At 67.7% G+C, this 7397-nt stretch carries 8 protein-coding genes and 1 pseudogene; 4 read left to right on the forward strand and 5 right to left on the reverse strand.

What is annotated here, in order from left to right:
• Window positions 1-52 precede the first annotated feature (52 nt).
• Window positions 53-943 (forward strand): hypothetical protein, encoded by an 891-nt coding sequence (locus AC5P1B_RS31735; protein WP_493891444.1) that lies wholly within the window; start codon window positions 53-55, stop codon window positions 941-943.
• 20 nt (window positions 944-963) lie between these two features.
• Here AC5P1B_RS31735 and AC5P1B_RS31740 read toward each other — a convergent pair.
• The 3 genes and pseudogenes from AC5P1B_RS31740 to AC5P1B_RS31750 form a co-directional block, all read right to left on the reverse strand.
• Window positions 964-1275 (reverse strand): annotated as a pseudogene (locus AC5P1B_RS31740) (PP2C family protein-serine/threonine phosphatase); the annotation flags it as partial.
• A 183-nt stretch (window positions 1276-1458) separates the two neighbouring features.
• On the reverse strand, window positions 1459-1989 hold the full coding sequence (locus AC5P1B_RS31745) for a hypothetical protein (protein ID WP_493891445.1): 531 nt from the start codon (window positions 1987-1989) through the stop codon (window positions 1459-1461).
• A 370-nt stretch (window positions 1990-2359) separates the two neighbouring features.
• The gene (locus AC5P1B_RS31750) at window positions 2360-3163 is read right to left on the reverse strand and encodes a maleylpyruvate isomerase family mycothiol-dependent enzyme (protein WP_493891446.1); all 804 of its coding nucleotides are present in this window, start codon (window positions 3161-3163) and stop codon (window positions 2360-2362) included.
• A 530-nt stretch (window positions 3164-3693) separates the two neighbouring features.
• On the opposite strand from AC5P1B_RS31750, the gene AC5P1B_RS31755 reads away from it, so the two are divergent.
• Window positions 3694-4191 (forward strand): peptidylprolyl isomerase, encoded by a 498-nt coding sequence (locus AC5P1B_RS31755; protein ID WP_493891447.1) that lies wholly within the window; start codon window positions 3694-3696, stop codon window positions 4189-4191.
• Between the two features lie 633 nt (window positions 4192-4824).
• Here AC5P1B_RS31755 and AC5P1B_RS31760 read toward each other — a convergent pair.
• Window positions 4825-5706, reverse strand: coding sequence for an ArsR/SmtB family transcription factor (locus tag AC5P1B_RS31760; RefSeq protein WP_493891448.1), 882 nt, complete (start codon window positions 5704-5706; stop codon window positions 4825-4827).
• A gap of 346 nt (window positions 5707-6052) precedes the next feature.
• On the opposite strand from AC5P1B_RS31760, the gene AC5P1B_RS31765 reads away from it, so the two are divergent.
• Window positions 6053-6475, forward strand: coding sequence for a peptidase inhibitor family I36 protein (locus tag AC5P1B_RS31765; RefSeq protein WP_493891449.1), 423 nt, complete (start codon window positions 6053-6055; stop codon window positions 6473-6475).
• A gap of 112 nt (window positions 6476-6587) precedes the next feature.
• Here the strand turns inward: AC5P1B_RS31765 and AC5P1B_RS31770 are convergent, their stop codons facing one another.
• A complete protein-coding gene (locus AC5P1B_RS31770; protein ID WP_493891450.1) occupies window positions 6588-7172 on the reverse strand; it encodes a DinB family protein in 585 nt (194 codons plus the stop codon).
• A 5-nt stretch (window positions 7173-7177) separates the two neighbouring features.
• Between AC5P1B_RS31770 and AC5P1B_RS31775 the strand changes: the two genes are divergently transcribed.
• Window positions 7178-7306, forward strand: coding sequence for a hypothetical protein (locus AC5P1B_RS31775; protein WP_493891451.1), 129 nt, complete (start codon window positions 7178-7180; stop codon window positions 7304-7306).
• Window positions 7307-7397: the final 91 nt, after the last annotated feature.

The following is a 7397-nucleotide window of genomic DNA, read 5'->3' on the forward strand; positions in this document are numbered from 1 at the left end:
GCACCCCGCATCGCCTGCGGTACGGGGTGCCCGCCACACCTGGAGCTGATGCATGATGCGTTTTCGTCCGGTATTCGTGTCCGTGCTCGCCGCGACGCTCGCACTCACCGTCGGCTGCTCCGGTGACGGCCCGGACAACCCTGGCCGCAGGGCGCAAACCACCCCCCGCCCGTCGGTGCCGGCGCCGACGCAGGAGGTCAGGGATCTCGTCCTGCCCCTCGACCAGTACGCTCTGGACACGCCGCAGGTGGCACGCATTACGACGGCGCAGGACCGGTTGATCGCGGCATGCATGGCACGTCAGGGCCTGGACTGGAAGCCGCTGCCCGAACGCAGGTCCGGCCTGTGGCCCCATCGCGGAAGATACGGCCTCATCGAGCCGGAGCCGGCCGAGCGCTACGGCTACCACGCGCTGCCCGACCCGGAATCCGAGGCCAAGGAAGCCCGGATCGCCGAGCGTGAGAAGCGGCTGACCGCGAAGCAGCGTGCGGCGGCGTACGGCAAGGACGGCACGTCGGGGTGTGAGCAGCAGGCGGAACGGGAACTGCTGCGCGGCGTGCCGAAGGTGGACTTCGGTCTGGTCGACCGGGTTTCGACCGCCGCCTATGAACAATCCCAGCGCGCCCCGGCCGTGCGGAAGGCGTTCGCACGCTGGAGTGCCTGCATGCGGGCGAAGGGCTTCTCCTACGAGGACCCGATGGCCGCCAACAACGATTCCGCGTGGAATGCGGACGCGAAGACCCCCACACGGGCGGAGATCACCACAGCGCGAACAGACGTCACGTGCAAGCAGCGCACATCACTCGTCAACGCCTGGTGGAAGGCCGAAACCGCGTACCAGAAACGGGCGATCAAGGAACGCGCCGGTCAGTTCGGCAAGATTCGCGCGGCACGCACCCGCTATCTGGCGAACGTGGAGGCACACGCGGCACGCGGAGCCTGAGTTTCGGGGAGTCCGTCCTTCTACTGCTGGAGCTCCATGACGTCGGCGACCACGCAGCTGACGTTGCCGGGGCCGCCGGAGCCGTTGGCGAGGGCGATGAGTGCGCGGACGGTCTGCTCGGGCTCCCTGATCCCGGAGAGCACCCGGCGGATCTCTTCGGTGGGGACGACGGTCGACAGACCGTCGGAGCAGAGCAGGTACCGGTCTCCCTGCTGGGCGTCGTGCAGGCGCATGTCGGGGGTGGCGTCGGCTCCTTGGCCCAGGGCTCGTACCAGCATCGACCGCTGGGGGTGGGAGGCGGCCTCTGACGGGCTGATGCGTCCTTCGGACATGGCAAGGCCCGTCCAGGACAGATGGTCGATGAGGAAGGTGGCCAGGTCCCGGCGTGCGGCGGTGTCGGCTTCGACCTGTGCCTAAAAGGCGCGGATCTCCTGTGCCGCCTGGGATGCCTCCAGCGAGCGGACTGGGACGCCCGCACCTCGGTCGCCACCGACCTGCTGACCCGTCCGCACAGGTCAGGCTCCGGCGGGCTCCTCGGCCTGTCGGGCCCGCGCTACCGCCTTGTGCGGTCCGCCGGTCGTCCAGGACGACAGCGGTGCGAGGCGTCCGACCATGCGCCCCATCCAGTCCGCGTCGGCGAGCCGGTGCGCCTCACCCGCGGCGACCGTCTGGCTCAGCAGCTCCTCCAGGAGGACGATCTCGGAGATCCGGTACCAGCGGGGGTGCCGGCAGAAGTCCACTCTCCGGTCCTCGTACGGGTGGCGCAGCGTCATGCCCAGGTGGCCACCGCCGCGTCCCTTGAGCCCCGGCAGGCCGCCGAGCCAGCCCAGCAGCGTGACGTTGCCTTTCGAGGGATGACCGCGCCCCACGGTCACGCTCATCCCCAGCATGATCCTGGACCAGGGGATCAATGTGCCTTCCGAGGCGCGCGTGCGCTGGTACATCCCCTCCGCGCGGAACTCCACCCAGGAGCCGTCCGGTCGCCGGGAGTCCCCTACCACCCAGCGACCGTCGATCAGTTCCAGAGGCCCCAACGTCGCGTTCATGCCATTCATCAGCTCATTGGATCACATGTTCCACCAAGGGCGACGTGGCAGCCGGCGCCTTCGCGGCAGGCTGAGAGGTCGCCGTTCTTCCTCTTGCGGTGAGCGATATCCCCCCGGTCCTCCCGCCACCCGTGCCCGGTCGGCGGCCACGCCCACACGGCCATCCCACCTTCGGCGTCGGCTTCTGCGGCGTGGGCTCGACGTCGCCTTACGGAGCCACGTCGCGGAGACCTGCGGATACGCCGCCTCGGCCGGCGGCACACCACGCCGTGCACCGTCCGCCAAGGAGGCGGGAGTGGCGTACGTCGGGCGTTTGACGCTGGGCGGCGAAACGATCCCTTCGGGCAGGTACGGCCCGAAACCGCGAGGGTCAGAACAGGACCCGCGCCGCAGCGAGGGCCGTCGCGGCCTCTTCGTCGCCCTCGAACGCCAGCTCACCGAGTGGCGGCCGACCCGAGAGGTGGCGGGCGAACACGATGGCGTCGGCCCGCAGCGTGACCACCGGGGGACCGCTGCCCAGCTGGTATCGGCCACCGGCCGGACCCGAAAGCTCCAGCAGACAGGATGGGCCGGTCCAGCCGAGCGCCAGGTCCAGCAGCACCTGGTTCATGATCTCGCGGTCGTGGGCGTCCAGGACCAGGTCGGTACCGGTGGCGTCGCTGATGTCGATGCGGTGCATCCAGGTGTCGCGGGCGATGAGCACGCTGTTCATGTACTCCATGGAGTCCTCGGGCAGCGCCTTCGCCTCCGGGAAGATCATGCTCGTGCGCACCCTCCGCCGTACCGGAGCCGGTATACGCGCCAACGAGCGCGCTCCCCTCGGGGCGGTGCGAGCGAACTCCTCGACCAGCCGCTCTCCTGTCGCCTCTTCGCGATCTTCGATCTGGCTCTCGTTGTGGCCGTCGAGCGCGCCCAGCTCAGGATGTGTACGGCGGGCACGTCGAATGCGCGTGATCATGAGCCAGGGCTTGGGTAGCTCCTCGAACTGGCCGACCTCATGGGCGACCATGTCCCGGACGGTCCAGCCGGTGCACGGGGTCGGCCTCGACCAAGCCTCGGCGTCCAATGAGCCCATCATCGCGAGCGAGGCTTGTATCTCCGCCTCGTTGACCGTGCGTGCCCGAGCCGCGGAAGTCCGTGGGATGTCCTGCGCGGAGACCGTAGATGTGGTCATGCCGCACCTCCTTGACCCCTTGGTTCAAGGCTACCTCGCTGGTCATCGGGTTGTTTGGGCTAGGTCTTCGAGCCGCGTCGGCGTCAGTCCAGGGTGCCGCCCGGCGCCATCCAGTCGACGGAGCGGCCGAGCCATGGTCACGGGCGGAGGCGATGAGGGCGACGTCCAGCGTCGTTGTCGCGGTAGCGGCGGACAGTCGCGGGGTCCAGGCCGAGCGTGAAGCGAGCCATCGCGTCGCCAGGTTTCGGCCTGGTGGCGCCCTGGGCCGATTCTTTCCGATCATCTGAGAACTCACCCGGTGGGGGAGTGGTGCGGCGAACTGTTTCTCGCGTCTGTGACCGCGGAGAGTGCACGCGGTCCTGTGACCATGGATGAGGGAAGAGCCATGGGCTTACGCCGGGTTGGAGGGTCGCGTTCGACGGCGGTCTGGGACGTCGCACGCGCTGGGGCTGTGCGCCTCGACCGGTGGCCTGAGGGGGATGGGCGGGCCGAGTGTGCTTTCGCGTGGGAAGAGATGTGAGGATACGTCCATGAGCAACGTATTCTTTGACATCGCGATCAACGACGAGCCCGCAGGGCGGATCGTCTTCAAGCTGTACGACGACGTGGTCCCCAAGACCGCCAAGAACTTCCGCGAGCTTGCCACGGGCGAGCACGGCTACGGCTACGAGGGTTCCGGTTTCCACCGGGTCATCCCCGACTTCATGCTCCAGGGCGGCGACTTCACCCGGGGCGACGGTACCGGTGGCAAGAGCATTTACGGCGAGAAGTTCGCCGACGAGAACTTCCAGCTGAAGCACACGAAGCCGGGCCTGCTGTCCATGGCCAACGCGGGTCCCAACTCCAACGGCTCGCAGTTCTTCATCACCACCATCGTCACCGACTGGCTGGATGGGAAGCACGTCGTCTTCGGCGAGGTCGTCGAGGGCATGGACCTCGTCCGGACCATCGAGGGCCAGGGCTCACGCAGCGGCGCGACCAAGTCGGTCATCAAGATCGCGAAGTCCGGCGTCGTCGACGGACAGTAGTCGACGGACAGTAACCGAGAACAACCCCCGCCAGTCCCTCCGCGAGCACGCCGTGCCGACGTAGAAGCCGCCGTACCGGCCTGGGCTGTTTCGCTCAGGTCCATCTGATCGTTGGTTCGGGTGTGTCGTTGACCGACGCGCAGTGGGGCGCGCAGGGGGTCGTACTCCTGGACCGGCGGACCGGACACCGCGCCGTGCTGGCCGGTGACTGGGTCCGCCGGGGGTGTGGCCGATGCGATCGCCTGGGAGATCCAGAGCGCATCGCATCGGATCGCATAACCACCCGTCGGCCGGTCGAGGCCTTCGGTCGGCAGATGGAGCGTAACCAGCGCGGATCATTGAGCTTCTGCCGCGCCTGGTCAGTAAGCGCTCCAGCCGACACTGGCTGATCACCGCTGCGGCCGCTGCGACGCAGCGGGACAGGAAGGGCCCGAACCCCCGACGCCGGGGCGCTCGGGCCCTTCTGCGTACGCGGATAGGCCGCTTCCGCAGGGCGACCGCAGCGCGGATGACGGAGTATGCCGAGGAGCGAGGTCGGTAGGCGGTCGGTCTGTGCCGTGAGATGGCGATCCGCGCGACCCTGCCCCGGACGTCGGCATCCCCCTGTCGAGTCCCGGCCTGCGACGTCGAGTCTCAAGCTGGGCTTGGTGGCGGGTGTGGCTCGTGGGGGCGGCCGGTGGCTGTGTTGGTCAGCAGTCGCGCGCCGAGGTCGGTGAGTGTGTGGTGGCGGGTCCTGCCTGTCGAGACGGTGTGAATGAGACCGGCGCGGCGCAGGGCGGTGAGGTGCTCGCTGACGGTGGAGGGGGAGAGGCCGCTTCGGTCGGCCAGCCGACTGGTCGAACCGCCCTCAGCGCTTACTTCCAGCACAGCGGCCCTGCCGTGCCCGAGCAGCGCACCCAGCGCGGGGTACGGGCCTTTCTGGACTGCCGCACGGACCTGGAAGGTGCGGTCTTCGCCGACTTGGTAGTGGAGTGTCGGTCGTTCGTCCAGAGGGTCACAGGGCACATAGGAGGGGAAGGCGCTGGGGCCAGGTGCGAGCAGCAGCCCCCGTCCGTTGAGACGGTGGTCGATGTCGAGCGGGCTGTCCACTTCGAGTACGGGCGGCCGCCAGCGCATCCGGGGATGCAGTCCGCTCAGGAGTTGCTCGACACCGCCTTCGCACAGCGCCCGTGCCTGCTGTGCCAGGTCCGCGCTGAGGGAGGCGTGAAAGCTGGTCCAGTGGGGTCCGACGGCAATGCGGTGGTAGTCGCGAATGGAGCCCACCAGCGCCTGAAGGGCCTCCGCCCGCCCCTCGGCGATATGGCGTAACGGTCCCGGCAGAGCCCGCCAGTCAGCGACATGCCTCATGTTGGCCTGCAGAGTCCTCAGCGGTGTGGACAGCAGCCGCTCCAGTTCATCCTCCAGATCCCGGCCGTCGTACGAACCCAGGAGGAACGCGGGGACGGGGCCGTCGAGGGTGCAGGCGGCGGTCACCAGAGGCCGGGTGGAGCCCGCGTGCCGCAGACCGCTGCGCACGGCCCAACGCCAGGAACCGACCGGCGCCGGCTTTGGATGCGCCAGCGACAACATGCTCAACGTGGTCACCGCCAGCGGGCTGGGAGCCGTAACAAGCCTCGTACGGGCGACATCGGCTACTGAGAAATGTATCCGTATCATCAACTGCCCCCGCCAGCCGCACGTTTCGGTCCTCGCCGAAACGTAATCCCGGCACATCCGTCTCCGCCACCATGGATTGCGTCAGAAACGCCGGACCGGACGGGATGAGAACGCCAAAGAACCCCGAGGTTACGTCACACGCGTTCCATTCCGGCACCGTGTTTGGCACGTGAGCACCACGCAGGCCATTAACGGAGGATTCCCCATGCGCAAGCTGAGTCCCACTCTGGGCGTCGCTGTCTCAGTGGCCACCATCGCGACCCTCGCAGGCCCTGTGTCGTCGGCTTCGGCATCCGCGTCCGCATCCGCGCCGACGGCATCGGCGTCCGCGCCGACCGCGTCCGCAGCGGCGTGGTCCTGCTCCAGGGGCAAACTCTGCGTCTACTCCAAGCCCAACGGCACAGGCAGAAAGTGCCAGTGGAGCGTGAAGGACCCGAACTGGGCCAGCGGCCAGATCCGGTGCTCGTTCTCGGTTCCCCGATCCGTATGGAATCGGCGCTCGTCGCGCAGCGTCAAGCTGTACGCACGGACCAATTACAGGACCAAGATATTCCAGATAGCGCCGGGCGACCGGACGAACGTCAACGGTGGCAGTGGTCGAATCGCCATCAGCTCTCACAAGTGGTGAGAAAGGCAGACGGCCCTCATTGCCAGGCGACGCCTGACGAGCGTCTCTTACCACTCATCCCCGCTGATACGTTCCACCGGCCTCCCTCCCCATCCAATCCGATCCGCCGCACTTAAGCCATGATGGGTGCGGCCGACCTGGCGGCCTGCTCGATCTTCGCGCAGTAGGCTGTACGGGCTTCCTCGTCGATCTGCTGCTCGTGTTCGGCGCGCAACCCGGTCCGGCCGTCGAGGCCCTCGCGCAGGATATCGGCGTGCCCGGCATGCCGGATGGACTCGCCGAGGACATGGACCATGATGGCGAACAGGTTCGTGTCGGCATAAGGCTCCGGCCACCACGGCACGTGGCCGGGGGCGTCGAGGGGAAGCTCGTTGATCGTCGCGTCCGAGTGTTCCCACGTGTGCCGGTAGAACCCGATGATCTGATCGTGGGTCTCGTCCTCGGTCGCCCACAGATCGCTGCCGTTGGAGTCCTGCCACCGGGGCAGCGGTTCCGGGGAAGGGCGGTCGAAGACCTCGCCGAAGTACCTGGCCTCGACGGTGGCAACGTGTTTGACCAGGCCGAGGAGGTTGGTCCCGGTCGCTGTCAAAGGTCGGCGGGCGTCGTATTCGGACAAGCCGTCGAGTTTCCAGAGCAGCGCCTTGCGGTCCCGCCGCAGTCTCCCGTGCAGGTTGTCTTTCGCGAATTCATCGATCATGCGGCATGAGCCTGCCATGGGCTGCCCGTGGTCTCAAGATCCCGTACGTGGTCCGCAACGACTGGCAGAGCCGAGGCCTGGCCATGGCCGCCGACCTGACCTGCTACGAGAAGCTCGCGAAACTTGCCACGTGAGACAACCTCTAAAGCCAATGCCGTTGTTTTACGGGCCTGCGGCTTGGGGTCTTGTGATGAGGATGGCTTGCGTGCCCGTGCGGGTCGGATG

It is taken from the genome of Streptomyces sp. A01, assembly GCF_059026195.1.

Excerpts from the sequence above, each read along its gene's own strand:
- AC5P1B_RS31775 (WP_493891451.1), top strand. The coding sequence starts at position 7,178 with ATGAGCCTGCCATGGGCTGCCCGTGGTCTCAAGATCCCGTACGTGGTC.
- AC5P1B_RS31735 (WP_493891444.1), top strand. The coding sequence starts at position 53 with ATGATGCGTTTTCGTCCGGTATTCGTGTCCGTGCTCGCCGCGACGCTC.
- AC5P1B_RS31765 (WP_493891449.1), top strand. The coding sequence starts at position 6,053 with ATGCGCAAGCTGAGTCCCACTCTGGGCGTCGCTGTCTCAGTGGCCACC.
- AC5P1B_RS31755 (WP_493891447.1), top strand. The coding sequence starts at position 3,694 with ATGAGCAACGTATTCTTTGACATCGCGATCAACGACGAGCCCGCAGGG.
- AC5P1B_RS31750 (WP_493891446.1), bottom strand. The coding sequence starts at position 3,163 with ATGACCACATCTACGGTCTCCGCGCAGGACATCCCACGGACTTCCGCG.
- AC5P1B_RS31745 (WP_493891445.1), bottom strand. The coding sequence starts at position 1,989 with ATGAACGCGACGTTGGGGCCTCTGGAACTGATCGACGGTCGCTGGGTG.
- AC5P1B_RS31770 (WP_493891450.1), bottom strand. The coding sequence starts at position 7,172 with ATGATCGATGAATTCGCGAAAGACAACCTGCACGGGAGACTGCGGCGG.